This is a genomic window from Sphingomonas sp. AAP5, from assembly GCF_004354345.1.
GTDB lineage: Bacteria > Pseudomonadota > Alphaproteobacteria > Sphingomonadales > Sphingomonadaceae > Sphingomonas > Sphingomonas glacialis.
Window position 1 is genome coordinate 189340 of the sequence record NZ_CP037914.1, and the last position, 23741, is coordinate 213080.

Sequence of the window (23741 nt, forward strand, 5' to 3'; positions counted from 1 at the left end):
AGCTCACAGGATCGGCGTCCCGGTTCCGATCACCTGGTTCGCGCAGGCGAAGCCAATCTCGGCATAACGGCTGTCGAACCCGTCGGGATGGGGAGTGCCCACATAGTAGCAGCCACGCGGCACGCGGCCGACCGGTCCCGGGGTGAGCGGCTCGCCGGTGCGGGTGAACGGCTTCATATGGGCAACGCGGATGCCATCAACATAGACGTCAGATCCCCGGTGCTCGACGAGCGCACCCGGCATGCCGATGACTCGCTTTCCGAACGGGCCGGAGTCCGGTCCAAAATGGCGCCGCACGAGCGGGTTCGCGGGCGGTGCGAAGAAGACGTAGTCGTCTTTCGCGGGTGTATGGTGGAGGTGGACGAAGAAGGCCCAGTTCGGGAGGCTATCGCTGGCGTTGATGAGGAAGGCGTTGTGCTTCTGCCAGTCCGAGATGGTGTTGTAGGAAGCCCAGGCGACAGCCATCAGCGCGACCGCGCTCCACTGCCGCACGCGCTTGGTGAAGAGCACGCGGCGCGCCAGCGCGTCGGGGCGGACGGCCCTCTCCGACGGGATCGGGCCGAGAGAGGTGGCGTTACTGGCCACCGGCCTGTCCCGTGACGGAGGGCGCGATCGCGGCGTCGAGCCCGGAGCCCTGTGGCGGCGATGCGAACGGCGATGCGGCCGGCGCGATCGGCGCGGCTACCCCGGAGGCTGATGGGGTAACCGCGCCGACCGAGGGACCAGCCGGCGGGGCTGCGGAGGCCACGGGAAGCGGGACCTTCGCATAGACCGCACGGCGGATCTGATCGGTGATGTCTGGGACGTTCTTGGAAAGGATGGCCTCGCCGACGAGCACCGTCGTACCCGAGGCCCCTATCTTCTGCAGCTCCTGGTCAAGCGTGCCCATGAAAGCGCGAGTTTGCGCCGCTACGGCGTCGGGTTGGCCATTGCTGTGGCTCTGCGCCTGAACATACTCGCTGACGATCGCCTCGAGCCTGACGCTCGCCATCGGCACTGCAGCAGCGGGACTGGCGATATGCTTCGTGACCCAAGCACCCCAGAGCAGCATGGCAATCGCGATCGCTGCCATGGCCCAGGTGATCGGAGGCAGGCCTTCGGCTTTCTTCGTCGCCGGCGGTGTTGCAAGAGGCGGCTTGCGCGCGCTCGGCACGTCGAGGCCGGGACGATCGAGCATCTCGCTGGGTGATGTCGGATGAGCGGCCGCGGCCGGCGTGGGCTTGTCGAGGACGTCAACCATGACGAGGGCCTTTCGAGGAAACGAGGATCGCGAAGAGCAGCTGCCAGCGCAGCAGCGCGATGACCCCGAAGATGAGGAGGGCAACGATGCGCAGCTCGCCGACGAACGTCGCGCGCCGCGCGGCGTCAGCCGCAACGAAGTGCGACCCCAAATTGGCGACCTGGGAGAAGAAGCCGAGCGGGGTGAAATTGCCCAGCATCAAGAAGAACAGCACGGTGACGCCCAGCGCGGCCAGCGTCGTCATGGCGAGCCAGCCCGAGAACCGCAGCGCGATGTAGCTGGTGTCGGCGATCGCCCGGCGTAGGTCGCGCTGCCAGCGGACTGTCCTGTCCCGGCCGCTTGCGACATGCCAGTCGCTGTCGAAGCCGAACTCGTTGGTGGCGGTCACTCCGCAGCCTCCAGATACTGTTCCGGAAACGCGACGCGCTCGATCGCCTCGTCCATCGAGAAGCCTTGCTCGATCAGGTGCTCGATCGCGGCGAACGTCTGCGGGCTAGAGGAGTAGAGCGTGGCCGAATATTTATCGAGGACGAGCCGGCCTACCGCCTGGCTGTCCGGCCCCTTGATCATGATGTCCGAATATTCAGCCCCATTTCGCTTCAGCGATCGCAGAAGGCTTTCGGTATAGGGGTCCATGTCGAACCGGCCGTGCTTCTGGAAGTCCGAGATCGTGTCGGGCTTCTGCATTAAGATGACCGACCAGTCGCTGTTCTCCAGCGCCGCAAGGCTGCCCTCCGACTTGTAGTAGTCGTTCAGGCTCTGCGTGGCCGTGATGAGCGAGGCGCCGTACTTGCGGCACGTACGGCTGTACGTCTCGACGAAATCGGCCATCGATCCGCCGCGCAGCATCTGCCACGCCTCGTCGATCAAGAGCGCCTTGGGGATCTGGCGATCCATGCGGCGCATCGTCTGGCTCGACATGAACATGATCGCGGTGAGAACGACCGAGCGCAGCTCCTCGCGACTGGCCAGGTCGGACAGCTCGAAAACGGTGAGCGCGTTGGACATATCGACCGACGCCTCGCCGACGAAGAACTGGCCGTAGGTGCCCTCAGACGAGAACGGAAACATGGCGATGGCGAGATCGGTGCCTTGCGGGCTACCGTCAGTGCGCAGCTCCTGCACCACGTCATCGACGCTACCGCCGCGACCCTTTGCCTCCCACACCCGGTTTACCGCCCGGTCAATCAAGCCGCGCTCGGTGTCATTGAGCTTGTCGATATGACGGCCCATCTGCCCGATGATCGACTTAAGCATCGCAAGCGCGTCGACGAGATAGTCCTCGTCCTGAGCCACAAGCGCCTCGTCGATCATCGAGAAGGGATTGAGACTGAAGCCGTCGCGAAGGCGGAACTCGACGAAATTGCCGCCGAGGCTCTTGGCCATGTGTTCGAAGGAGCGACCGTCGTCGATGACGATGATCTTCGCACCTACGCCGGCGAAGGCGGCGCACAGCTCCTGCAGCGCGACCGACTTGCCCGAGCCGGATTTGCCGAACACCGCCACATTGTGGTTGCCCGCCTTGTTCTCGAAGGGCGACCAGAAGAAGGGCTGCCCTCGCCGCCCGACGAACATCAGGTGCGGCAGGTGGCCGCCCAGATACTCACCCTGGATGGGGAGCATATTCGCAGTCGTGCTGGTGAGCATCGTGCGCAGGCGCTTCATGCGCTTCAGGTCGCTGTCGATGCCGTTGCCCAACGTCATCGGCAGGCATGACATGAACGCCATGATCTGAAGGAAACGCTCGTCGAGCAGATCCCATCCTGCCGCCTTGTACATCGACTTGACGGTGCGCTCGTTGGCGTCGCCCTGCCCTTTCGGGCTGATGATGCCGACCGAATAATAGGCCTGAACGAGCTTCTTGCCGAGGCGAAGCTCCTGCGTCACGTGCTCCCACTCACGGCTCTGATCCTTGAGCTGCGGGAGAAGTCGCGCCGACTTGGAGTCAGCGAGGCTCGAGGTGCGCATGAATTTATAGCCGGCCTTGGAGGATGCGGCCTGCTCGTCCTGGTAGCATAGGCAGAGCGACGTGAGCGTCGGACACCCCGGGCGCAGCTTGTCGGAGAACATGTCGCCGATCAGCTTCTGGACGTCCCACGGCGCCCAGCGGTTCGGCAGGTTGCGGACCGAGAAGAAGCGATAGTCGAACGTGTCCGGACGGATCTCCTCGTAGGCTGTCTCACCCGACAGATTGGTGACCGCGCGAAGCGGCTCGACCGAGACGAGCAGCCGGTCCGCCTGCACCACGGTTTGCACGTCCCGACGCATGCATTGATCGGCGATTGGATCGAGCTCGGAATACTCGAGGACCTCTTCCGCCACGTTGAACGCGGGAGCGGTGATGTCATCGATCAGCGAGATGAGGTCGACCGGCTTCATCCTCACCGAGGGCATATCGATCGACTGAAGGGTCGAGACGATGCCGTCCCGTACGCCGACAAGCTCCTCGGGCGTCGCTTTGCCGCTCGCGATCGAGACCGAGAGGAAGATGCGGTGATTGCGGACGTGGAAGGGACCATCCTTCGACATCGATACCCACGCGCCTTGGCGCAGGAACGCTGAACGATGCTCCGCGATCTTGCGGTGGACGCCGCCCGCCTTGAAACGCGGCAGTGCATATTGCGCAATCAGCTTGCCGACGCGCGGGCTCTGGAACGCGAGGATCTGGACCCGCGCGTTTGATGGGATGCTTTCGGAGAGAAGCTGAGCCAGGATCTCGCCGGTTCGCTCGTCTGCACCCATGAGAGGCGCGAGCTCGAGTGCGAAGCCGATGGAGTTCGTCTGGTAGAAGATATCGTGTCGAGCGTCGTAGCTGCGGTACGGCAGCCAATTCGAGAGCATCGGCGCGTCAAAGGCGGGCGTACCCTCGTCCGTCCCACGCGTGTCGCCGAGCATCCGGGCGATAAACCCCCTTTTGGCTGCCATGGGATCAGTCCTCCACGTTCGGGCTGAAGCGCGCAGGCCGATTGGTCGGCGACGAGGAAGCGATCCGCTGCCCTGCGGGCGCTGCCGCTGCGACGGTCGTCGAGGGTGTCGGCACCGGCGCGGGCGTCTTGGTCGCGGCAAGAGGGCGACCTGTCTTTGCTTTGGCTCGCGCGGCCGCGACCGCACCGACGGTTGGTGCGGTCGATCCGGCAAGGGGCACCGCCGGCGCATCCGCGACCAGGCGCTCGGCGGTCGCCTGCTCGTTCGCGGTCACGGCGTCGATCGGCGCGCCCAGCTGCGACAGGATATCGGGGCTGACGTTCAGTGTGGTCGAGGCAGCGAGGCCCGGTCCATGCCCGTTGGTCGCCGCCACCCATTGGCCGGTGTCGACCACCGCCTGGACGACGCTCGTCTCATGGTAACGTCCAGCGCCGTCGGTGTGCGCGGGGAAGACGATGCGCAGGACCTTCTGCGGCCCGACCCCGACCGGCCCGGCCGCCGCGATCGCGACACTTTGCGGAGCGGGTCGCACCGGCCCCTGCTGATATTGCACCGCCGGCCGGAAGCTAGTGTCGCCGGTGATCTCGGCCAGCGCCTTGTCGTCGATGACGGTCGCTGGCGCACAGCTTCCCCCTGCAGGCGCGCCGCAGCCGAACTTGCCCGAAATGTTCGTACCGAACGTCGTGCAACTGGTCATGCCGAGCCCGGCGACGGCGAGAGCGATCCCCGTCAGCAGACGATTGCGACGGGTCCGCGGCGCAGGCACCGGGCCTGCCGGCAGGTAGATGACATCGCTCTTCACGACCTCGCTCCCTTCAACCATGCTTCGAGCTGAGGCTTCGGCTTGAAGCCCTCCATCACCGCGCCGTCCGAGCGGACGATGACCGGCGTACCGTTGAGGCCATGTGCCTTGGCGAACGCCTCGTTCTCATCGAGCCCGCTGGTGTCGCACTTGGGACCCGTGCGGATCTCGTCCTGCGCATAGGCGGCACGAACCGCCGCATGCTTGTCGCGCGCGCACAGCACGAGATCTGCAACCTCGCGGCTCCCCAGTACCGAGATCGGGCGCTCGATCACGGTGACGTTCATCGACTCGAGCGACTGGCTGAGCGCCCGGCAGTATCCGCAATGGAAGTCGGAGAAGACGGTCACCGTCTGGGCGCCCGAGCCCCAGACGATCGCGCCCTTCTTCGACAGCACTGATAGGTCGAGGCGCTGCGGCGACGCCGCCTGGGTCACGCGCGTGCTCGCGCCCACCGACGCCGGCGGTGCGTCGGGCGCATCGGCCGCGCTATTCGCCTTCGCGGAGCCGCCAACAAGCATGTCGGGGTTGAGCGCGAGCAACCGCGCCGCGGTCAGGTCTTGGCGCGTCTGCATGTCGTAGACGCGGCCGATGACAAGGAAACGAGCCGACTTGTCGACGTAGAAGAGGTTCGACCCGGCGACGACCTCGCACAAGCCTTCCACCTTGGAGCAGTCGACCGAAGTCACCTGCGTTTTAGGCAGCCTCTTGGCCAGCGCCGCCTTGACGATTTCGCCGTCGGGAGCCGCCGCGCTTCCGGTGAGAAGCGCCGCCATGGCCGCGAGGGACAACGATCCCAAACCCTGCATCATAACTCTTCCGCCTTTCCGACCTAGTCGAGGCCGCTCAGTTCTGGATGAAGACGCCCTCGAGGAAGACGATCTCGACATCGATGCCGGTGGGCATCTCGATTACCGGTTGGTATTGCTCGGCACGCTCGATCAGATACTTGCTGACCATGTCGCCGGCTTCCGCGACACCGTTGCCGATGCCGCCGGTTGCGAGCTCGCCAGCGCCGAGCATCTGACGCTTCCCGTTCACCGTGATGTTCGAGCCGAGCAGCGACGAGTTGGCGTTGGCTGCGAAACCGCGGCCGATGCCGCCCGCAACGCCGGCAAGGAACGCCTGACCGACCAGGCCACCCTCGCGGCTGACGACCCGGCCGCGCACGCCGGTCTTGCCGGCGAAGCTGATGAAGCCCTTCACGTCCGACACGGCATAGCGGCCGTTTGACTGCGGGCAGGTCATCCGCTGCAGCTTCACATAGACCTTCTCGGATGAGAGATCGCCGCGCGCCGCGCCGTTGATGAGGCAGCCCTCGATCCGTGTCGTGAGCAGCTTGCCGTCCCGATAGACCGAGCGTGCCGGTCCGGTGATGCGCAGCACGACGGGCAGAGGATCGGACTGCGACTGGACACCCGCAGAAGCGTCGACGCCGACGATGACCTTCGCCTTGGCGATGGAGTTGGGCGGCAGGTAGTTCGGGCTGTCGGTATAGCTAGTGGTGCCACCGGAAATCCGGGTGGCGGTGCCGGTGGGACCACCCTCGAACGAGACGAGCTTGATCTGGCGCGAAGCGACCGCAGCCGCAGCCGCCTCCCCTGCCGTCATCGGACCCGCTGCTCCACCGGGAGTGCGGAAGTTCGGCTGCCCGGCTCCGTACATCTGGGTCGGGATCGGCGCTGGTGCAGGCGTGGTGGAACGGTCGGAAATCTGTTTGCGCAGCTGGTCGTTCTCCTGCTGGTAGGCGCTCATGACCCGTTGGCCATCGGAGGCCATTGACTGGTTCTGGCCCTGCAGCGCCGCGACCTGTTCCTGAAGCGCGCGCATCTGCGCCGCCTGGCCATCGACCGACTTCAGCTGATTGTTGATGGACTGCATCTGCGCCTCGGAAGAGGCCTGCCACTCGCGCTGAGACATGTTGCGGTTGACCATGTCGTCGGTCGCGATCGTCACGTCCTTGCCGTCGGTCTGCGCGATCGTGGCCTTGCCTGACGGCTTGAGGATGTACCAACCTCCGAACAGCACGATGAAGCCGGCGATGATCGACAACCACATCGTCTGCTTTTTCCGAACGGCCTCATTGCCGGCCATCATGCCGGTGTCGTCGCCCTCCTCGGGCTCAGCATCGAGCTGCTTGGCCTTGTTGCGATTGAAGATGTCCCTGAGGCTCATGGCCGCACTCCGTTGGCGAGGCCCGAAGGCGTGACGATGTAGACGGTGGTGGCTTCACCGGGCTTGAGGTCAGGGTGCGGCACCGAGACCGCGATCGCGTTAGACGGCGCAATCGTCCCCTCACCGAGCGATACCGGCGCCTTGCCGGTGTTCTGGATCCGCAGGACCCGGCCTGCGATCTGCGCGCCGCGGTATTCTGAGATCATCTGCACCTTGAGAGCGCCGATCATTACGGCCGCCATCGACGCGGGCCGGATCTCGAAGCCATCGAGATTGGCATTCTCGTACATCGCCTGGACGAGGTTCGCGGATGCCTCCTGCGGGGTCGGCGCCGCGGAAGCGACCTGCGTCTGCTTCTCGGTTTCGACGTCCTTGTTCTCGACAAAGACCTGCTGTGCGTCGTCGCCGGCGAGGCGGCAGGAGAACTTGTAAACGTAGCCTTTTGCCGTTGTGCCGAAGAAGGAGACCGTCGCGCGGGAGTAGCCTTCAGGCACCGAGACGTAGATATCGCCGCGGTTGGGCTCATTGACGACGGTGAAGTCCTCGCTGTCGACGCCGGTGGTGAGCTTGGAGACGCTGGCAAAGCGATCGTCCTTGAGGCTGACGCGAGTCAGCCCCGACTTGGACATTGTGCAGGCGACCTCGCTGTTGTCGCGCGCCAGCACGTGCTCGTCTGCGAAAGCTGGCGCCGCGAGCGCAACCCCACCAACCACGATCATGCACCCGCCGATCAATCGCGACAGATGGCACCACCGACTGGTGACCGCTCCTCCAGCGCCGATAAGACCGTATGCAAGCAGAGGGCTCATGACGCGTCTCCGAGTGCGGCGCCGTCCTTGTCGGCCTTGCTCACCATCCCGAAGCCCTTCAGCTGCAGGGAGAGGCCGCGATACGCCCAGTAAAAACGAAAGATCTTCGGCTCGGCGGTGACCGACTTCGAACCGACGACAGTGTGGAGTGTCCCACTCACCTCAGAGGTCAGACCCTCGGGGTCGACCTTCATGCCGGTGAGGGTGAAATACTGGCTGATCGTCGAGCCATTCTGCTCATTGACGATCTTCATGAGATCACGCTTGAGCGCGCCGTGGCTCTCGGGCGTGGCGATCGCGAGTATCGAGTCCATCCAATACTGGAGGTTCTCCGGCGATCGATTGAGCGTCATCAACGCGGTGTCGCGCGTGACCATCTCGAGATAATCCTTGCTGACCCCGCTCGAGGAGAGCGTCAGCGGTGTGCGCACGATCGGCTGCAGCACGATTTCCCGGTCGCGTGTCGCGCCCACCAGGAAGAGCAGGACGACAAGGCCCGCCAGCACGAGCGCGACGATGCCGAGCATGTTGCGTTGCTTGATGACCCGCTGCGACTGCGCGAGGCCGACACTGTAATCCATTTAGCCCACCATCACGCGAAGGTGAGAGGGCGGCGTCGCTTTAAGCCCGGTAAAGCTCGACGGGAGATGCCAGTAGGCCATGTGGAGAATCCACGACGAGGCCTTCCCGGCTTTGAGTTTCCGAAACCCCCACCACCCGAGCAACGAGACCACCAACCCGATCACGACGTGCTGCGATAGGATGCCCCAGATGAAGGGGATCGCCATCGCGAGGAACTCGTCCAGCGTCCAGAAGCCGATCAGCTCCGGGTCGTCGAGATGCGAGGGGATGGAATACCGGTCCATAAGCTAAGCCGCCCTCCCAGCGGTTGATTCCAGCCGCGCCTCAGATCGTCGCAGTGACGGTCGAGGTGACGATCGGAATGCCGGTGCCGGCGCCGACGCCGACCGCGACGGGAACGGCCACCTGGCCGAGGCTGAAGCGACCCGACGCGAGCGCGACGATGCCGCCGGCGAGGCTCATCACGGTGATAATCTTGCCGCCCGAGCCCTCGAGGAAGTCCGTGAACTTCGTCAGAGCGGTATTGAACGTCGTATCGGTGCCGGCGAAGGCCGCCGACGCGCCCAGAACCATCACCATGGCGATGATTGCCAGACCGAGAAGGACGGCGTTGGTACGACCCTCCTTCGGCATCGCAAGTGCAGACATGCTCTTTCCCCTTGATAGACGAAGCGAATTGCTGCGCCGCTGATAAAAAAAACGAAATCGTAACACTTGAACAGAGGAAAAAAGTTACCTTGTCTGTGACAGCGATTGTAACACTGTTGTTCGCAGTTGCGGTGCTCAGGGAGATCGATCCGGATCGGTGCGACCGGACGCGCAGGCCCCTACAGGATAAAAAAATTACCCTGTTTACTTGCGATCGCCTTTGTGAAGGATGGGCGAGTGAGCTGCATCCGCCGACAACCGGCGCTTGGGGCTATTGCTGATCGGGTATGGCCTATCCCCTGGGGGAAGGAATATGGTCGCCTATGTCCCAGGTGATCTACACATTCACGTTCGATAAGTCGGTTTTCCGGCTCGCGAGTCACGCCATTCGTATCCACTCGCATCACACGCTCGCGTTCGAGAGCGTGTCCGCTACCGCACTGAAAGGGATGGAGATTTTCCTCTGTGCAGAGAATCCGAAAGCGTTGGTAGAGGAGGCTCAGGAGCTCGATCTACCGGGCGATGTCCGGGTCACGCTGCGCATTCCGCTCAGCCAAAAACCGATGTTCCAGCAAGCGCGTGACCTAGCCATGCAGTACACCGATCATCCAGTCCCAACTCGGCTCGCCTTCGTAATAGCACTGCTCGCCGTATTTCATGGAACATTTAAGGATTGTTCATATCTTCCCGTCGCCGAGCCTGATTGACAAATCCTCGGAATACTGGAGTATTGCGACCGGTGAGGGGGTCGCACCATGTACCACCAAGGCAAGGCATTCGCCGTCAGCGCTGACAGACAACGGGGTTTTCTCACGCTGTTCCGAGAGGAATGGCGGCGTCGCGGCCTGACCAACCCAGAAGTGGCGAATCGTCTCGGGCGAAGCCTCAGCCTCGTCGTGAAGATCAAGGCGGGAAGAACGCCGTTAACCGGCCACCTGATCGATCAACTCGCCGAGATCCTCGAAATCGACGTGATCCGAGCTTTCTTCGCCGTCGATATCCTCAACGAGCCGATGATCTATTTCGACCCCGTCTTTCTTCAATCGTTGAACAAGACGATGACCCTCTACGAAGGCATGCTGACCGACTATCGTGCCCAGCAGGATCCTACTTACGTTGCTCGCGGCGGGGCGGGCGCCAGTCTCGACACCCACGCGCAGTGAGCCGCGCGTTGATCGCCGTGCAGCCCGGCCCAGCCTTGCTTCGGTATGCAGCAGCCGTATTGCGTCGCGCCTGACCCTGGCAGAATGTCGTCGCCCTATGACGAACGACGATCAGCCTCTAAAACGCAGCACCCGATCTATGCGACTGAAGAAGGAGCGCGAGGACCAGGCTGGTTATCGCCGCTCGACGATCGCGTTGTCTCCGATTGCTGTTGCAATCGCGGAACGCCTCCAGCAGCGGCTTCAGCTCCCTTCTCGCGAAGCGGTCATCAATGCCGTTCTCGAGCGGATCGAGAGCGATCGCTACATCAAGTACGAATTTCTCGGTTCCGAGGGCTTCAGATCCCCTCCAGCGGCGCACCTCACGAAGGGACACGCCTCAACGATCGCAGATCTCGACCAGGATACGGAAGCCGATGCAGCAGCCGACCCTGTGTCAGCCCGGTAGTGGCCGGGACGGGGTTCGCGTCCATAGGACGATCTCACGTTACTAGCCGCCGCGAACCCAGACGCGACCGGCAGTCACTTCCCAGGAAAATGGCGGTAAAAGGTCGAGAGCGAGACGCCGATCGCCCCGGCGATCTCACGCGGCGTCATCTGCGTTTTCAACAAGCTCTCGGCCGCATTTCTACGATCATCGGTCATGACGGACTTTCGACCGCCGAATCGCCCTCGACGCCGGGCTACCTCAAGCGCCGCTGTGGTGCGCTCCTTGACCAGTTCACGCTCCATCTGCGCCATGGCGGCGAGGATGTTGAACACCAACCGACCGGCTGTGCCAGACGTATCAATCCCGTCCGTGATCGATCGCAAGCCTATGCCCTTCTCCTCGAGCTCGGCGGCCAGGTCGACCAGACCCTTCATGGTGCGACCGAGGCGATCCAACTTCCAGACGACCAGGACGTCGCCGGCCCGCGCGTAGCTGATGGCCTCGAGCAACCCGGGCCGACTAATCTTCGCGCCGCTCGCCTTGTCCGAGAACGACCGCTCGCAGCCGGCCTTGGCCAGCGCGTCCAGCTGCATCGTCAGATCCTGCTCAGCTGTCGACACGCGCGCGTACCCAATCAGCATCGATTTTTCTCAAAACTCATCGACAAGGCCCATAGATCGGGATTACAATTGGCGATGGGTTTTGAGAAGTCACATTCCGAAGCGGACCTCTCAGCCGATCGCGCCGGTGACGCGATTCCCACAGGGGGTCGTCAAAACAGGTCGTGGCTGTTGAAAAAGTCTAAGCTGCCGACGTGGACTGTCTCGATCAGGTTCACAGACCGTGCGAAAACTCGCTGGGTGATTCCACAAGGTTGCTGACGGGCGTATGCTGTAATCATGGCATATATCGAGGGTCATGCGCGCGACCAGGCGCTGCTGCTGCCGGCATCGGTAGAGGATTATGTGGCAGCGGATAGTCCGGTTCGGTTCATCGACGCGTTCGTTGATGACCTCGATCTGGGCGAGGCCGGTTTTCATCGGTCGCGGCCGAAGGCGACGGGTCGCCCAGGCTATGACCCGGGCGACATGCTCAAGCTGTACCTGTACGGCTATCTCAACCGGGTGCGGTCGAGCCGACGGCTGGAAGCCGAGGCGGCACGTAACCTCGAGCTGATCTGGCTGCTGCGTGGGCTTCGGCCAGACTACAAGACCATCGCTGACTTTCGGCGCGACAACCGGAGCGCCTTCAAGGCAGTGTTCCGCGCCTTCGTCGTCCTATGCCGCAAGCTCGACCTGTTCGGGCGCGAGCTGCTGGCGGTGGACGGCACGCGGCTGAAGGCGGTGAACAACCCGGCACGCAACTTCTCCCGTGACAAGCTGGCCAGGTATATTGCCGCGGCCGACGAGCGGCTTGAGGGGTATATTGCCGAGATGGACGCCATCGACCGCGGCGAGGATGGCCATGCGCCTGGCCGCAGCGGGGCACTGGCCGCGAAGATCGCCAGGGTGCGCGAGCGGCGTCAGGCCCAGGAGGCGATGCTGCACGAGCTGAACGCCAGCGGCGAGAGCCAGATATCGCTAACCGACCCCGATGCGCGCGCGATGGTCACGGGTCGAAAGACCACGGTCGGCTACAACGCGCAGGTAGCGGTGGATGCGAAACACAAGCTGATCGTCGAGCAGCACGTTACCAACGCCGGCACCGACATGGGTCTGCTGGCACCCACTGCTGGGGCGGCGAAAGACGCGCTAGGCGTCGAGCAGATCGATGTGGTCGCCGACATGGGCTATTACAAAGGCGAGGACATCGAAGCATGCGAGGCGAATGGTATCACGCCCTTCGTCGCCCGGCCGAGACGGGGCAGCGCCATCGCCAATGGCCGTTTCTCCAAGGATCTCTTTCGCTACGATGCCGAGGCGGACGCGTACCACTGCCCGGGTGGCCGGACCCTCGACATCAGCTATCGCGCGGTGACGCGCGGCCACGCCAACATCCAATATTCCAACCCCGCCGCCTGTTCGGACTGCGCAATCAAGTTGAACTGTACCAGCAGTCGCTGGCGGCGCATCAACCGTTGGGAAAACGAGGCGGTGCTGGACCGCATGGCGGCGCGCTTGGTTGCGCGCCCTGATATTCTTGCCGTTCGCCGCGAGACGGTCGAACACCCGTTCGGCTCGATCAAGCAATGGATGAACCAGGGCGCATTCCTGATGCGCGGGCTGGAGAAGGTTCGCGCCGAGTTCAGTCTGACCGCGCTCGCCTACAATCTAAGAAGAGCCATTACCCTCATCGGCGTGCCGGGGTTGATCAGGGCCGTACCGGCCTGATCAAGCTCGCCAAATCTGCTGCGCAGCGCTCAATGGCTTCCCCTTGAAGCCACCACAGCGCCACCAGAGCGCCACCACGGCAGTAACTCAAAAATATTTGCCCCCAGCTCCACCGTTTAACAAAAGACGTCCGTGCTCATGTGACGGCGAGTTCTCGCACGGTCTGGTTCAATTTGCGGGAAGAGCGGGATCGGCGGAGACATAGTCTCACGGCTCCGGCAGGCGTAGGGATGAGCTTGGTCATGGTCGGTCGGCCTCCAAAGTGTTGTATCGACGATATCTTTTAAATACCTGCTGGCCGGCCATGGCTTACCCTGATTTAGCCTAGGGCCGCTTCGCGGCCTTGTCTCCATCAGGGCCATAGCTACTCCCGAACAAGCCTTTCCCGATGTGCTACGGACCGGAGTTCATCTTGAAGGCACTGGACCGCTGGGCGTACGAGAACGGCGCGACGCTCGACGTTAGCCGGCCGGGCAAGCCGACCGACAATGCCTTCGTGGAGACGTTCAACGATCGCCTGCGCGATGAGTGCTTAAACGTCCGCTGGTTCCTGTGGCTGGCCGACGCTCGCGCCATGATCTAGGCGTGGCGAAAGGACTATAATGAGAGCCGTCATCACGCATCGCTTGGCTGGATGACGCCGGTCGAGTATGATGCCGCGGCGGCCGAATGAACGCCGGAAACTCACCCGCAGCCTGGACGAGAAACCGGGAATGCTCAGCTGTGCTTGCGCATAAGTGAGATCAGGTGGCCTCAGTGGGGCGGCCAATGTCTACGGATTACTTTAAGCTCTGTTAGTGCTACGTACCAATATGCATCCCGTTGAACTTGGATAGTTGTCAACTGCTTACCGCGGCGTTGCCGCCTTCACGAAGGAGCACTCTTATGAACCGGGCGCAGGCGATAGACTCCGCGATTAGCCTCATGAAAAGAGCGCTCCAGCAGCTTGACTCAGTTAATGAGACAGGAGCAGCGGCCTATCTGCAGCAGGCTATCAATGAATTGACAGGAGCTCCCCGGCCACAAACAGTTGAACAAGCGGAGGTGTTGCTCGAAACTCCGGAAGCGCGCGCAATCTTGGAACGACATTTGGCTTGCTTCCAAATCGGCATTGAATGAAACAGGACGCAGGGGCGCGCGTGGCAGACCGAGACGAGTTGGTGGTGCGGGAACTGGAGCATCGGTTCAAGAACGTCCTTACCATCGTGCGTGCTATCGTCAGTCAGAGCCTGGGGGCGGCATCTTCGATCGAAGATGCACGCGACGTGATCGACGAGCGACTGGCGTCGTTGGGCGGTGCCGTGGAGCAGCTCCTGTCATCGGACTGGAAGGCAGCGCCGCTTCCGGCCCTGGCGGATCAAGCCTTGGCTCACCTCTCCTTTTACACCGAGCGACTCAGTTTCCTCGGCGAAACGGTTGAAATCGGTCCGAGGGCAGCGATGACCTTGACGCTCGCCTTCCACGAACTGGCGACCAACGCGATCAAGTACGGAGCGCTTTCCAACGAAACAGGCACCGTCGAGCTATGCTGCCGGGTGCGCGGGGCAGGTGACGATGCGGACCTGCTGCTCCAATGGATCGAGCGTGGCGGACCGCCGGTCACGAGGCCCGAGCGACAGGGGTTCGGGACACGGCTGATCTGCACGGCCACGGGTCGTAGCCTGCAGGGAAGCGCGATGTTGGACTTCCCTGTGACAGGGGCCGTGTGGACCCTGGTTGCTCCCCTAACGTCAGTCAGATCCTGAGCTGGCCAGTTGACTGCGACGGCCACACGATCAGAGCGCCATAGCATGCTCGGGATGGTTGCCCGCGCCATTTCTACCGAGCCGACGGGATCAGGACGCTGCCTGCGTCGTCGCTCGTTGTTGCGGTTTCGGGCAACGTGGTAGGGTTCGAGGGGTAGCGTCGGCCATCGAAGCGCAGCCGAACTGCATGCCCCGACGCGCCACCACCGGACACTGCTACGCCCAGGTCGCGCAGGCCGTGGGTACGCGAGGACAATAATCTGATCGGCAACTGGGTAACAGTCGTACGCCCGATGGTATCGTAGCCCTTCCCTGTCGCCCTTAAGACGCCCATCGAACATCCACCGCTGCCACAATATTCAGGGCCGGACGCATAAGCGACGATGTCCTGCTTCCCATCTTCGTCCAGGTCGACAAAGGCCGCCTCGTAGGTCACGTGATTGCCTTCGAACAGCTTCTCGATCGCCTTGCGCGCGAGCGGCGTCTCCATCGGCGCATTGCGGAGCCTATCTGGCGATTATCTTCACGCCTGCTATCTCGATATTACGCTACTTCAGACGGACGATCCATACCGGCATAATGCCGCTAGCGATGATCTGCGATGAGAAGATCGGCCGTTGTGGGCGGTGCTTTCAGCCACGTGCCGGCGCGTCCTCGCTCCACCCCATAAGCATACAGGCGGCGCATGTACCCCCTCTCGAATAACTTGTCGCTTGGCGCGACGTCGTTCCCGATGAACGTCACGTTCCAGTCGATGCCATGGCGATGCGCATAGACGTAGCTGGCATCCGCCAGCGTCAGCAGCGCCGCCTGCTGGTTGAGCGCGAAGGCGCGTTTCAGGATCGGGACGAGCCGGGGCTTCACCATCTGAAAATCGCCACCGAGCCGGCTGTTCATTAGCAGGTAGACATGCATGCGGGCGGCATCGTCGATGGGTACATCGCTTACCGCAAGGTGCGGCGGGATCGCAAGAATACCTGCGGTGGTCCCGCCATCGGCGTGAAGCTCGCGCACGTGTGCGCCACCTGCGGACGCGTCAATCACCACCGGCGGGAACATGACCGGGATGGACGATGAGGCAAGCAATACCTGGCGGAACAACGCCACCTTGTTCGGCAGCGCGCTGGAGGCGATGGCCCCCATGTCCCAGATAACGCTGCGTTGCGCATCGAGATTGGCGGTAGCGACAAACAGGCGTCGGCCCTTCGCCTGCTCCTCGGCGATGCGCGCCACAAGCTCCGGCGTCACCTCACGGGCGATCAGCTTCGCAAGCGGAGCGGTGGAAGCAACACTGGTAGAACCCGGGATCGCAAGCGGGAAACGGGGGTGAAATATGTCCTTGGCGGATACGCTAGTGTAGAAACGGGCGATCGAGGCATCGCCTTCCTTGCCCAAAAAGGCAAAGGGAGCGATCAGCGCGCCGGTGCTGACCCCGGTGACGATGCTGAACGCCGGACGCGTACCGCTCTGTGTCCAGCCGTTGAGCACGCCGGCGCCATAGGCACCCTCGTCCGCGCCGCCTGATAGTGCCAACATCGTCACTGGCTGCCCTGCCGATACGTCGGGTCGCATCCGCTGCGCGGCGTCCGGCGCATCCGCCCAGAACCGGGCTTGCGGCGCACCAGCGATCATGGCTGTGGCGCTTTGCGCTGCGGTGAATGGCGCACGGTCGAGTGTAGTGCACCCTGCGACGAACGCCAATGCGGTGATCGCGTTGGAGCGGAGGAACAGCCGTATCATGATGTGGCTCCAGCGGTCGCGACCGCTTCGTCTTTGAAAAGACGGAAATGGCGGGCAAGATCGGGGCGGATACACTTGAGTTGTCCCGACGCACGATCAACGCATATCATCGTGGATTTAATCATTGCCACGCATTTCCCGTGACGCTCGAAGCGAGTTTCCAACTGAGCGCAACAGCTTTGATAGCCGGTCACGCGCACCACAGCGATGAGCAGGTCGTGCAGCACAGCCGGCCGGTTGTATACCACGTCATGCCGGTGCGCGACCCAGGTCAGTGCTTTCACCTGCCCGAGAGGGGCCGTTTTGCGCCACAAAGCACCGATCGCCTCCTGCATCCACATGAGGTAAATGGCATTGTTCACATGAGCGAGATTATCGATTGCGCCTGGACCCGCCCGGATGGGATGGGGGTACTCGACATAGTGGCCGGTATCCTGCTCCATGTCAGTTCCACGATTCCGCAGCAATCCACCGCAAGGCGGTGAGCGAAGGCATGAACATATACTCGCCGCCACGCAGCCGGTTGAAGGTGGTAACGCCATCGATACGACTACGAGCCGGCTCGGCAGGAATGGTGAAGCGACCCGGCTCGTCGTGTAGGCCAACGATGGGATCGCGCTCATCGCCCAAGTCGATGAAATTACCGCGATTGATCCATTCCTGCTGCAGGAATTCGATCGTATCGAACGCACGGGCAGAGATGAAGATGAAGAAGATGCCGCGATCGTCCCGACTATCATCTGCGGCGGTCAAGTCGGCCGACCATCTCGGTCCGAAGGTCGAGGAACGGCGAATGATCCTGTGAATGTTTTCGTCTGTCAGAATCGTCAGCCGCTCGCCACGTGGATTAAGGCGTCGCATGTGCGCGCCGTGCGGGCACACAGTTCCGGACTTGTCGCCCGAAAAGTCGAATTCATTACGCCGCGATGGATCGGCACCCAGCACTTCGTCGTCGCGAGTCGGCGACAGGATCAGCGGTGCACCCGATCTCCAGCGGCCGAACATCTTGGCGGCCAACAGCTCCTGCGCCGCCTCATCCTTTGCGTGGCCGCGCACGAAATCGTTGAACGCCCCTGGGCGACTGTCGTACTTACGCAGCACGACATAGGAACCGTTTCGCCCCAGCGCGTCAGGATGAGGTATCTGCAGCGGCGCTCCCGTTTCGCTGTCCTCGCCGAGGATAAACTCGCCCGGCGCGATTGCGCGTTCCTGTCCCGGCTGTGGATCGACCCCGGCTCCCGCGACGGTCGGCTGTGACACTGAGTCACGAAAGCCGAATGGGTTCTTAGCATCTGCATCAGCTCCGAAGCGGTGCGTTCCGATCAGCGTCACGCCGCTCGACGCATGATATTCGGACATCGCCCGGTCGGTCGCTTCGTCGAGCCGGGCCTGATCGGACGCGAAGATGGTGAGCGCGATGTGGCACTGATCGTGGCGATAGGCTTCCTCCCACTGCTCGGGAGCATTTTCGCCCGCGTCGCGCAACTGGTCCGCGCGCGCCGCCATCCCTTGGCGGAACGACAGGGGAAAGCTGGCGAGCGAAGCATTGGGCACCCCAAGCGCCTTCAAACCGGCGTGGCTGATCGCCACGCCGGTCCATGCAGTAAGTTCTTCGGTCCAGTCTGCTGCAGCGGGGATATCCGGCGCGAGCCGTCGTAAGAGATCGCGACCACCCGCGGCGTCGTCGACGTGGAGCATCGCATGTATGCCGACATAGGGTTCAGGTCGCGCACGTAGGATCAACGCTTGGATGTCATCCAGTTGGAGCGTCACACGGTCAGGGCGGAAGCGGTCCTTGAGGTGCTGGAGGATACCCATCAGTAATCCACCCCGTGGGGCACCGACACCTGGTTCGACAGCAGGGCCAGCGCGTCCCGTGTCGCAGGATCCGCGGCGGTGTTGCTAGCCATAGAATCGAGGAAGGCATCAAGCGCCGTCTCCATACGCTGGAGGCGCCGCACGTCCACGACCGTCACCTGCGGGTTGGCAACGAACCAACCGGCTGCGTCGATCTGGTGATCGGCGATAAAATCCTTGACGGCGGCCGATGCAATACCGGGCCACCCTTCGATATTGGCGAACAACAGGTCCATCAACTCAGGGATCTTCGTCGCGAAGTCGTTGATATAGGTATCCCAATCACCGTCGTACGCCGTGGCGAACAGGATGCGCGTATCATCATCAAACAGGACGAAGCGCATGTCGTGAAGCGTGGACACCTTCTGCGCGCCGTCGAAATTGCCGCCGGTCAGGTTAAAGATGCGGCGCAGCCGGTCGGCGCCACCGGGCTTCAGCGTCGCGATTGCTGTCAGTTCGGACACGTTGCCCGATTGCCGCCCGGCTCTCCCCGCCGACCCGGCAGTACCCTTCAACAGCGGATTGTGATTGCGGATCATGCCCTCGATCGCAATTCGGGCGAGTGTCGGGGCATCGGCAGCTATTTCTGCAGCGACGCGACGAAACTCTGCAAGACGACTTTCGTCGTCGAGCCGGGGATCTGTGGTGTCGGCCATGGATGATGTCCTTTCGATACGAATCAATCCGGAATTTCATCGAGCGAACGCGGTTCGCGTCGAGCCACGGCATTCAGTCTGTGCCGCTGGCCCGAAGATGATTCGTACGCTGCCTTGCGGATCCGCATGATGCCGCCGAGCGGCCGGTGCGTTGCAACTCCGTTCCACGGATTGAAGGCGAGGTGATCGTCCCCGTGCACCTGCCTAGCCGGGGCGTAGGCATCCTGTGGAGGGAAGGTCAGTGTCGCGATGGCGCGATGCGGCGAGAGGGTAGCATCCCAAAGGACTGCCGCGTCCTCGACTGGCATCGTATTCGGATCGACGCAGAGTTGCGCGCGTAGTTCATAGGTGGCGCCGGCGTGGCGGAAATGGTCGACCACGGCGTCGCGCATGGTCGAAAAGCCCGCTTCGACTTGCCGTCCGGTCAGTTCGGCCACCGCTCCAACCGGTGCCAGCGACAGCTTCGCAACATAATCGCCGTAGCGAATAGCCGCCTGCGTGTGGAATGTCTCGCCCAGCATGTGCGCGTGGTCGCGCGCCAGTCCGTCGAGCGTGGCACCGGGGGAAGCACCCAGTGCTTCCAACGCGCCCTTTACGCCGCGGGCGGCAGCGGCGATCAGCCTCTGCGCCGCCTCAGGCGCATCCGCGTTCTTTTCGAGCAGGCCTAGCATGACCTTGTATTTGGCAATCGTACCGAAGGCGAGAGTCGGAAAATTGACCATCAGGAAATCCTGATTGGCTCCGCCGAGATCGGGCGTAAGGCGCTCGCCCCCAACGCCAATGACCTTGAGCGCGAAGCCACGTGGTGCTGGCACCGAATCGCTGTGAATATCGCCCGGTGCCGATGACAGCCGGGCCACGATCTCATGTTCGCAAGGGTGGGCGAAGATGCCTTGGGCCAGTTCGGCCGGGAGGTCCGGATGAACCGTCATCTGCCCTTTCAGGATTGCATGGCTCTTCGCATGTGCATCCCGATGCGCATGACGATGCCGCTCCGCATGGGCAGCCTGCGTCGCCGCCATCTGAGCCACGATCTCTCGCGTCAGCGCAGCCTCGTCCGGCTGCTCGACTTCAAGATCGTCGCGATAGGCAATGGGGCGGCTGGGTATCACGCGTGGCAGCTTTCCTAGACGAGAATGCCTTTAACATATCACCTGATATATTAGTTGCAATGCCGGCGCGGCTGTTGCCCTCGGACCTAACAGATTGCATTCCGGTCTGGTGGAATACGAGGCAACACTAACGACGCGGGGGATGCCAGGCCGCAGGAAGCGTCCCGAGATGCGGATGGAGACGCGGGCGCGACTGCTAGACGCCGCGATCGGGCTGATCGTCGTGAGCGGGGTCGCAGCCGCCTCGATCCGCGGCATCTGCGAACGCGCTGGCTTCTCGCAGGGCGCATTCTATTCGTATTTCGCCAGCAAGGACGATCTTCTCTTCACGCTGGTCGAAGAGCACATGGCGAGCCTGGCCCGAAAGCTCGACACGTTGGTGGCGGATACCCGTCATCAAACCGCAGAATCCATCTTGGATACGATCGGGCGCAGCCTGGATGCCCTGTCCGTTGATGCACGCCATTCCGTACTGATGGTTGAGCTTCACCTTCACGCACGACGCAATGCGCCATTCCGCACGCGCTTCGAACCGGTCAAGGTCGCGTACGAGGCCGCCTTCGCCGACGTCACCTCCCATCTGTTGAGGCGTACCGGCCTGACGCCAGCGATGCCGAGCATCCAACTGGCGCGCATCCTTCTCTCGCAGTGGTCCGGTTCGATCCTTCAAGAAGTGCACGATCCCTCTCCCTCGACCCAGATGCGTGAAGTGTTTGCCGCACTTGTGAGAAACTGACGCCGAACGTCCCCGGCCTGAAGGGCCGACAGGATATGACAACTTGTCACTCACGATCAGGGTCTGCCTCGTCCACGGTGCCACGGCAGGATGGCAGCAGGGCAACCCGCAGATCAAGCCGAAGCGGTTGGAGGCTGCTTCCGGTCCGGGTACGCACTCCCGAAGCAGACCCCAACCGCGCATTGCAATGACGCGCAGGCGCTCATCGTGATTGTCACTGGGCAACAAGAAAAACGACCGGTTTTCTGGCGGTAGCAGCTTTTGCCTCGATGGCGCCCCCTGGAGATCGGAAAACCCGTTGCGGAAACCACCAACACATTGCAGGGTGGTGGATATCTTTTCTGGCGGGGTAATGATGCTCATTGGATATGTGAGGGTGTCCAAGGCTGACGGATCGCAAACACTAGCGCCGCAGCGCGATGCGCTGCTCGCCGCTGGCGTCGATCCCTCACGCATCTATGAAGATCTCGCTTCGGGCCGCCATGATGCGCGTCCCGGCCTGACTGCCTGCCTCAAGTCGTTGCAGCCCGGTAATACACTGGTCCTCTGGAAACTGGATCGTCTCGGGCGCGACCTGCGGCATCTGGTCATCACTGCCGAGGCGCTGCGCGAGCGTGGCATTGGCTTGAAGGTCCTCACGGGTGCCGGCGCGCAGATCGACACTACTACCGCCAACGGTCGCCTCGCTTTCGGCATTTTCGCCGCCTTTGCCGAGTTCGAGCGCGAACTGATCGCCGAGCGCACACAGGCGGGCCTTGCCGCGGCGCGTGCCCGGGGGCGGATGGGTGGACGACCCCGCAAGATGGATAAGGCGACGCTGGCGATGGCGATGGCCGCAATGTCCGATCGCAATGCGATCGCAGCCGATGTCGCACGGCGTCTCGGGATGACGACGACGACGCTCTATATGTACGTAAATGGTGACGGCACTCCCAAGGCGCCGGGCCAGGCGCTGCTTGACGGTGTACCGTACCGCAAAGAACGACTGCGCGCCGCGTGATGAAGCGGATCGTGCCTCAGCAATCAGGAATATCGCCGAGCTGGCGGGACGATCACGTCGTGTTCGATCGATCGGGCCGAGATTGCAGCTGGGGTCAGGGCCGCGGGAACGCAGGCACCCCGGCGTGGCTTGCCCGTCAGCCGGTGTGGACGCGCCAGAATCATAAGGTTCATCACCGCCGCGCCGATCAGGAACTCTTCTTCCGCTCCGCGGATGCCGCGCAGGTGAAGCCGCCTCATGCCGTGCTTGCCCTTGGCGTCAGCGAAGAACCGTTCCACCCCGCGCCGCAACCGCATCGACCGCTTGTAGAGGCCGGTTTCTACCTCGGCTCTGGCAAGATCGCGGACGTCCTCATCATCCAGACGGACCAGAGTACGACGCCGCGCCGTTGTGCATTTCTTCCGAAGCACGCACGTCTCGCAGTCTCGGGCATCGGCGGCATAGCGATGCACGCCGGTGGGCAGATGGAAGGCGTGGTGCGGGAGCGGCTTGCCAGTCGGGCAGATAAAGCTGTCGGTATCCCGATCATAGGTGAAGGCTGTTCTTGGCAGCTTGCCCTTGGTCTGCTGCGTGCGGTCGATCACAGGGATGTGCGGGATTGCACCGTGGTCCCGCACGAAGCCGAGGAAGTGGGCGCTGCCATAGGCCTTGTCGGCCGCAACCCGCTTGGGGTGGTAATCGAAACGATCGGCGGACCGCCCGAGCATGACGCGGCCGGCATTGACCTCTTCCGCAAAGCGAGCGGGCGTGGCCTCGATATCGAGCGCTACGCCGCTCGGGGTGTCGACGAGCGCGTTCAGTGCATAGCCGAACCGCGCACGGCCCGGTCGCGCCGACCAAGCTGCAGCCGGGTCGGTCCGCGATACGCCGTCAAAGTCTTTGGAGCCGCGCGGCTTCGTAACAACACTGCTCTGATCGCTCAGCCACTCACGGACCGGGCGACCTGCGTTGGCCACGTAAGGCAAGTAGCCGGGAATCGTCTTGCGCTGCCAGCATGCGTCAGCCTCGATGAACGAGGCGTCGATTGCGGCATCCTTACCGCCAACAAGACCTTCGCCGATGCAGCGTCGAACCGTGCCCTCGAACAGGGTCCGGAACACGCCGGCGTCGCGGAAGCGACCGTGCCGGTTCTTGCTGAATGTCGAGTGGTGCGGAACCTTGTCTCCTGGTGCGAGGCGGCAGAACCAGCGGTAAGCCAGATTATAACGCAACTCCTCACACAGACGCCGCTCGGATGGGATCGCGTAGATACGACCGATCAGCGTTATCCGGATGAGGAGTTCCGGGTCGATCGATGGTCGTCCCCGCGTGCTGTAGTGACCAGCCAGCGCTTGCCTGAGTTCGCTCGTCTCAAGACATCGGTCTATGCGACGCAGCAGGTGGTCTGTGGGCAACATGGCTTCTATGGTGCGGCAGGACGCCCCTTCCCGCCCACCGCGACAGGTTGGTCCCATCATGGCGCTGCTCCTCTGAGTAGGGTCAAAACGAAGGAGCAACCCGGCATGTCCGGCATTTTTCAACAGGCCCGGTCGTTTGCGACGACGCCGAGCGGTCAGGCCGGAGCACCGACCAAAGGCGTAGTCGATAATACGAAGTCGGACGGCGCTACCGGCCCTCTCCCCTGCACGGGAATGTCATTACCCCCGAAATGCGGTGCAGAGTTCGTGGTATCGACTACGCCTGGCCCGGTCGCCTCGCTGAACCGTCGGCGCGCTCGTGGTATCGGCTACGCCCGGCGTCTTGGCGCGGCTGAGGTCCAATTCCTCCGGCCTGTAAGGAACGGAGCCTGTC

At 62.8% G+C, this 23741-nt stretch carries 27 protein-coding genes and 1 pseudogene; 9 read left to right on the forward strand and 19 right to left on the reverse strand.

The features are described 5' to 3' along the window. Positions 1-3: 3 nt before the first annotated feature. The 11 genes from E2E30_RS19560 to E2E30_RS19610 form a co-directional block, all read right to left on the reverse strand. Entirely contained in the window at positions 4-585 is a 582-nt protein-coding gene (locus E2E30_RS19560) for a S26 family signal peptidase (protein ID WP_311725525.1), read from the reverse strand. Beyond that, positions 575-1240 (reverse strand): TrbI F-type domain-containing protein, encoded by a 666-nt coding sequence (locus E2E30_RS19565; RefSeq protein WP_133192335.1) that lies wholly within the window; start codon positions 1238-1240, stop codon positions 575-577. Before E2E30_RS19565 ends, E2E30_RS19560 begins: the two co-directional genes overlap by 11 nt. Further along, a complete protein-coding gene (locus E2E30_RS19570; RefSeq protein WP_183937395.1) occupies positions 1233-1628 on the reverse strand; it encodes a hypothetical protein in 396 nt (131 codons plus the stop codon). The genes E2E30_RS19565 and E2E30_RS19570 overlap by 8 nt, the downstream gene beginning before the upstream one ends. Next, a complete protein-coding gene (traC, locus tag E2E30_RS19575; RefSeq protein WP_133192336.1) occupies positions 1625-4165 on the reverse strand; it encodes a type IV secretion system protein TraC in 2541 nt (846 codons plus the stop codon). Before traC ends, E2E30_RS19570 begins: the two co-directional genes overlap by 4 nt. Positions 4166-4169: 4 nt before the next feature. Then, positions 4170-4967: a conjugal transfer protein gene (locus tag E2E30_RS19580; protein WP_133192337.1), complete on the reverse strand. Its 798-nt coding sequence runs from the start codon at positions 4965-4967 to the stop codon at positions 4170-4172. Then, entirely contained in the window at positions 4964-5779 is an 816-nt protein-coding gene (locus E2E30_RS19585) for a DsbC family protein (RefSeq protein ID WP_240699134.1), read from the reverse strand. The genes E2E30_RS19580 and E2E30_RS19585 overlap by 4 nt, the downstream gene beginning before the upstream one ends. Before the next feature lie 34 nt (positions 5780-5813). Then, a complete protein-coding gene (locus tag E2E30_RS19590; RefSeq protein WP_133192339.1) occupies positions 5814-7142 on the reverse strand; it encodes a TraB/VirB10 family protein in 1329 nt (442 codons plus the stop codon). Further along, the gene (locus E2E30_RS19595; RefSeq protein ID WP_443018413.1) at positions 7139-7807 is read right to left on the reverse strand and encodes a type-F conjugative transfer system secretin TraK; all 669 of its coding nucleotides are present in this window, start codon (positions 7805-7807) and stop codon (positions 7139-7141) included. Before E2E30_RS19595 ends, E2E30_RS19590 begins: the two co-directional genes overlap by 4 nt. A 140-nt stretch (positions 7808-7947) precedes the next feature. Further along, positions 7948-8532, reverse strand: coding sequence for a type IV conjugative transfer system protein TraE (locus tag E2E30_RS19600; RefSeq protein ID WP_133192341.1), 585 nt, complete (start codon positions 8530-8532; stop codon positions 7948-7950). Then, entirely contained in the window at positions 8533-8817 is a 285-nt protein-coding gene (gene traL, locus E2E30_RS19605) for a type IV conjugative transfer system protein TraL (protein ID WP_133192342.1), read from the reverse strand. Between the two features lie 40 nt (positions 8818-8857). Beyond that, entirely contained in the window at positions 8858-9112 is a 255-nt protein-coding gene (locus E2E30_RS19610; RefSeq protein ID WP_232307963.1) for a hypothetical protein, read from the reverse strand. A 392-nt stretch (positions 9113-9504) separates the two neighbouring features. Here E2E30_RS19610 and E2E30_RS19615 point away from each other — a divergent pair, with 392 nt between their 5' ends. The 3 genes from E2E30_RS19615 (at position 9505) to E2E30_RS19625 (ending at position 10792) form a co-directional block, all read left to right on the forward strand. Next, positions 9505-9888: a hypothetical protein gene (locus tag E2E30_RS19615; RefSeq protein WP_133192344.1), complete on the forward strand. Its 384-nt coding sequence runs from the start codon at positions 9505-9507 to the stop codon at positions 9886-9888. A 48-nt stretch (positions 9889-9936) separates the two neighbouring features. After that, complete coding sequence (locus E2E30_RS19620) at positions 9937-10344, forward strand: helix-turn-helix domain-containing protein (protein WP_133192345.1); 408 nt, start codon at positions 9937-9939, stop codon at positions 10342-10344. A 97-nt stretch (positions 10345-10441) separates the two neighbouring features. Next, on the forward strand, positions 10442-10792 hold the full coding sequence (locus tag E2E30_RS19625) for a hypothetical protein (RefSeq protein WP_133192346.1): 351 nt from the start codon (positions 10442-10444) through the stop codon (positions 10790-10792). A 74-nt stretch (positions 10793-10866) separates the two neighbouring features. On the opposite strand, the gene E2E30_RS19630 is transcribed toward E2E30_RS19625, so the two are convergent. Continuing rightward, positions 10867-11415 (reverse strand): recombinase family protein, encoded by a 549-nt coding sequence (locus tag E2E30_RS19630; RefSeq protein ID WP_133192347.1) that lies wholly within the window; start codon positions 11413-11415, stop codon positions 10867-10869. A 258-nt stretch (positions 11416-11673) separates the two neighbouring features. Here E2E30_RS19630 and E2E30_RS19635 point away from each other — a divergent pair, with 258 nt between their 5' ends. From E2E30_RS19635 to E2E30_RS19650, 4 genes and pseudogenes are all read left to right on the forward strand, one after another. Further along, positions 11674-13104 carry an IS1182 family transposase gene (locus tag E2E30_RS19635; RefSeq protein WP_133192348.1) on the forward strand — a complete coding sequence of 477 codons (1431 nt, stop codon included), beginning with the start codon at positions 11674-11676 and terminating at the stop codon, positions 13102-13104. 397 nt (positions 13105-13501) lie between these two features. After that, positions 13502-13777 (forward strand): annotated as a pseudogene (locus E2E30_RS19640) (integrase core domain-containing protein); the annotation flags it as partial. A gap of 212 nt (positions 13778-13989) precedes the next feature. Further along, positions 13990-14223, forward strand: a complete 234-nt coding sequence (locus E2E30_RS19645; RefSeq protein WP_133192349.1) for a hypothetical protein — start codon at positions 13990-13992, stop codon at positions 14221-14223. Continuing rightward, a complete protein-coding gene (locus tag E2E30_RS19650) occupies positions 14220-14849 on the forward strand; it encodes a sensor histidine kinase (protein ID WP_133192350.1) in 630 nt (209 codons plus the stop codon). The genes E2E30_RS19645 and E2E30_RS19650 overlap by 4 nt, the downstream gene beginning before the upstream one ends. A gap of 73 nt (positions 14850-14922) precedes the next feature. Here E2E30_RS19650 and E2E30_RS19655 read toward each other — a convergent pair whose 3' ends face one another. The 6 genes from E2E30_RS19655 to E2E30_RS19680 form a co-directional block, all read right to left on the reverse strand. Then, positions 14923-15339, reverse strand: coding sequence for a hypothetical protein (locus E2E30_RS19655; protein WP_133192351.1), 417 nt, complete (start codon positions 15337-15339; stop codon positions 14923-14925). A gap of 95 nt (positions 15340-15434) precedes the next feature. Then, positions 15435-16589 carry a patatin-like phospholipase family protein gene (locus tag E2E30_RS19660; RefSeq protein WP_133192352.1) on the reverse strand — a complete coding sequence of 385 codons (1155 nt, stop codon included), beginning with the start codon at positions 16587-16589 and terminating at the stop codon, positions 15435-15437. After that, positions 16586-17032: an acyl-CoA thioesterase gene (locus E2E30_RS19665; RefSeq protein WP_165954596.1), complete on the reverse strand. Its 447-nt coding sequence runs from the start codon at positions 17030-17032 to the stop codon at positions 16586-16588. Before E2E30_RS19665 ends, E2E30_RS19660 begins: the two co-directional genes overlap by 4 nt. A gap of 1 nt (position 17033) precedes the next feature. Next, complete coding sequence (locus E2E30_RS19670; RefSeq protein ID WP_133192354.1) at positions 17034-18407, reverse strand: Dyp-type peroxidase; 1374 nt, start codon at positions 18405-18407, stop codon at positions 17034-17036. Continuing rightward, a complete protein-coding gene (locus E2E30_RS19675) occupies positions 18407-19102 on the reverse strand; it encodes a hypothetical protein (RefSeq protein ID WP_133192355.1) in 696 nt (231 codons plus the stop codon). Before E2E30_RS19675 ends, E2E30_RS19670 begins: the two co-directional genes overlap by 1 nt. Before the next feature lie 23 nt (positions 19103-19125). Beyond that, entirely contained in the window at positions 19126-20211 is a 1086-nt protein-coding gene (locus E2E30_RS19680; protein WP_443018419.1) for a catalase family protein, read from the reverse strand. A gap of 172 nt (positions 20212-20383) precedes the next feature. On the opposite strand from E2E30_RS19680, the gene E2E30_RS19685 reads away from it, so the two are divergent. Continuing rightward, on the forward strand, positions 20384-20950 hold the full coding sequence (locus tag E2E30_RS19685; protein ID WP_165954597.1) for a TetR/AcrR family transcriptional regulator: 567 nt from the start codon (positions 20384-20386) through the stop codon (positions 20948-20950). A 355-nt stretch (positions 20951-21305) separates the two neighbouring features. Beyond that, on the forward strand, positions 21306-21950 hold the full coding sequence (locus tag E2E30_RS19690; RefSeq protein WP_133192378.1) for a recombinase family protein: 645 nt from the start codon (positions 21306-21308) through the stop codon (positions 21948-21950). 23 nt (positions 21951-21973) lie between these two features. Here the strand turns inward: E2E30_RS19690 and E2E30_RS19695 are convergent, their stop codons facing one another. Next, positions 21974-23407: a transposase gene (locus tag E2E30_RS19695; protein ID WP_240699135.1), complete on the reverse strand. Its 1434-nt coding sequence runs from the start codon at positions 23405-23407 to the stop codon at positions 21974-21976. Positions 23408-23741: the final 334 nt, after the last annotated feature.

Coding starts and splice junctions, on each gene's coding strand:
- E2E30_RS19565 (WP_133192335.1), bottom strand. CDS start 1,240: ATGGTTGACGTCCTCGACAAGCCCACGCCGGCCGCGGCCGCTCATCCG.
- traC (WP_133192336.1), bottom strand. CDS start 4,165: ATGGCAGCCAAAAGGGGGTTTATCGCCCGGATGCTCGGCGACACGCGT.
- E2E30_RS19585 (WP_240699134.1), bottom strand. CDS start 5,779: ATGATGCAGGGTTTGGGATCGTTGTCCCTCGCGGCCATGGCGGCGCTT.
- E2E30_RS19590 (WP_133192339.1), bottom strand. CDS start 7,142: ATGAGCCTCAGGGACATCTTCAATCGCAACAAGGCCAAGCAGCTCGAT.
- E2E30_RS19600 (WP_133192341.1), bottom strand. CDS start 8,532: ATGGATTACAGTGTCGGCCTCGCGCAGTCGCAGCGGGTCATCAAGCAA.
- traL (WP_133192342.1), bottom strand. CDS start 8,817: ATGGACCGGTATTCCATCCCCTCGCATCTCGACGACCCGGAGCTGATC.
- E2E30_RS19610 (WP_232307963.1), bottom strand. CDS start 9,112: ATGGTGATGGTTCTGGGCGCGTCGGCGGCCTTCGCCGGCACCGATACG.
- E2E30_RS19615 (WP_133192344.1), top strand. CDS start 9,505: ATGTCCCAGGTGATCTACACATTCACGTTCGATAAGTCGGTTTTCCGG.
- E2E30_RS19620 (WP_133192345.1), top strand. CDS start 9,937: ATGTACCACCAAGGCAAGGCATTCGCCGTCAGCGCTGACAGACAACGG.
- E2E30_RS19625 (WP_133192346.1), top strand. CDS start 10,442: ATGACGAACGACGATCAGCCTCTAAAACGCAGCACCCGATCTATGCGA.
- E2E30_RS19630 (WP_133192347.1), bottom strand. CDS start 11,415: ATGCTGATTGGGTACGCGCGCGTGTCGACAGCTGAGCAGGATCTGACG.
- E2E30_RS19635 (WP_133192348.1), top strand. CDS start 11,674: ATGGCATATATCGAGGGTCATGCGCGCGACCAGGCGCTGCTGCTGCCG.
- E2E30_RS19645 (WP_133192349.1), top strand. CDS start 13,990: ATGAACCGGGCGCAGGCGATAGACTCCGCGATTAGCCTCATGAAAAGA.
- E2E30_RS19650 (WP_133192350.1), top strand. CDS start 14,220: ATGAAACAGGACGCAGGGGCGCGCGTGGCAGACCGAGACGAGTTGGTG.
- E2E30_RS19655 (WP_133192351.1), bottom strand. CDS start 15,339: ATGGAGACGCCGCTCGCGCGCAAGGCGATCGAGAAGCTGTTCGAAGGC.
- E2E30_RS19660 (WP_133192352.1), bottom strand. CDS start 16,589: ATGATACGGCTGTTCCTCCGCTCCAACGCGATCACCGCATTGGCGTTC.
- E2E30_RS19665 (WP_165954596.1), bottom strand. CDS start 17,032: ATGGAGCAGGATACCGGCCACTATGTCGAGTACCCCCATCCCATCCGG.
- E2E30_RS19670 (WP_133192354.1), bottom strand. CDS start 18,407: ATGGGTATCCTCCAGCACCTCAAGGACCGCTTCCGCCCTGACCGTGTG.
- E2E30_RS19675 (WP_133192355.1), bottom strand. CDS start 19,102: ATGGCCGACACCACAGATCCCCGGCTCGACGACGAAAGTCGTCTTGCA.
- E2E30_RS19685 (WP_165954597.1), top strand. CDS start 20,384: ATGCGGATGGAGACGCGGGCGCGACTGCTAGACGCCGCGATCGGGCTG.
- E2E30_RS19690 (WP_133192378.1), top strand. CDS start 21,306: ATGCTCATTGGATATGTGAGGGTGTCCAAGGCTGACGGATCGCAAACA.
- E2E30_RS19695 (WP_240699135.1), bottom strand. CDS start 23,407: ATGATGGGACCAACCTGTCGCGGTGGGCGGGAAGGGGCGTCCTGCCGC.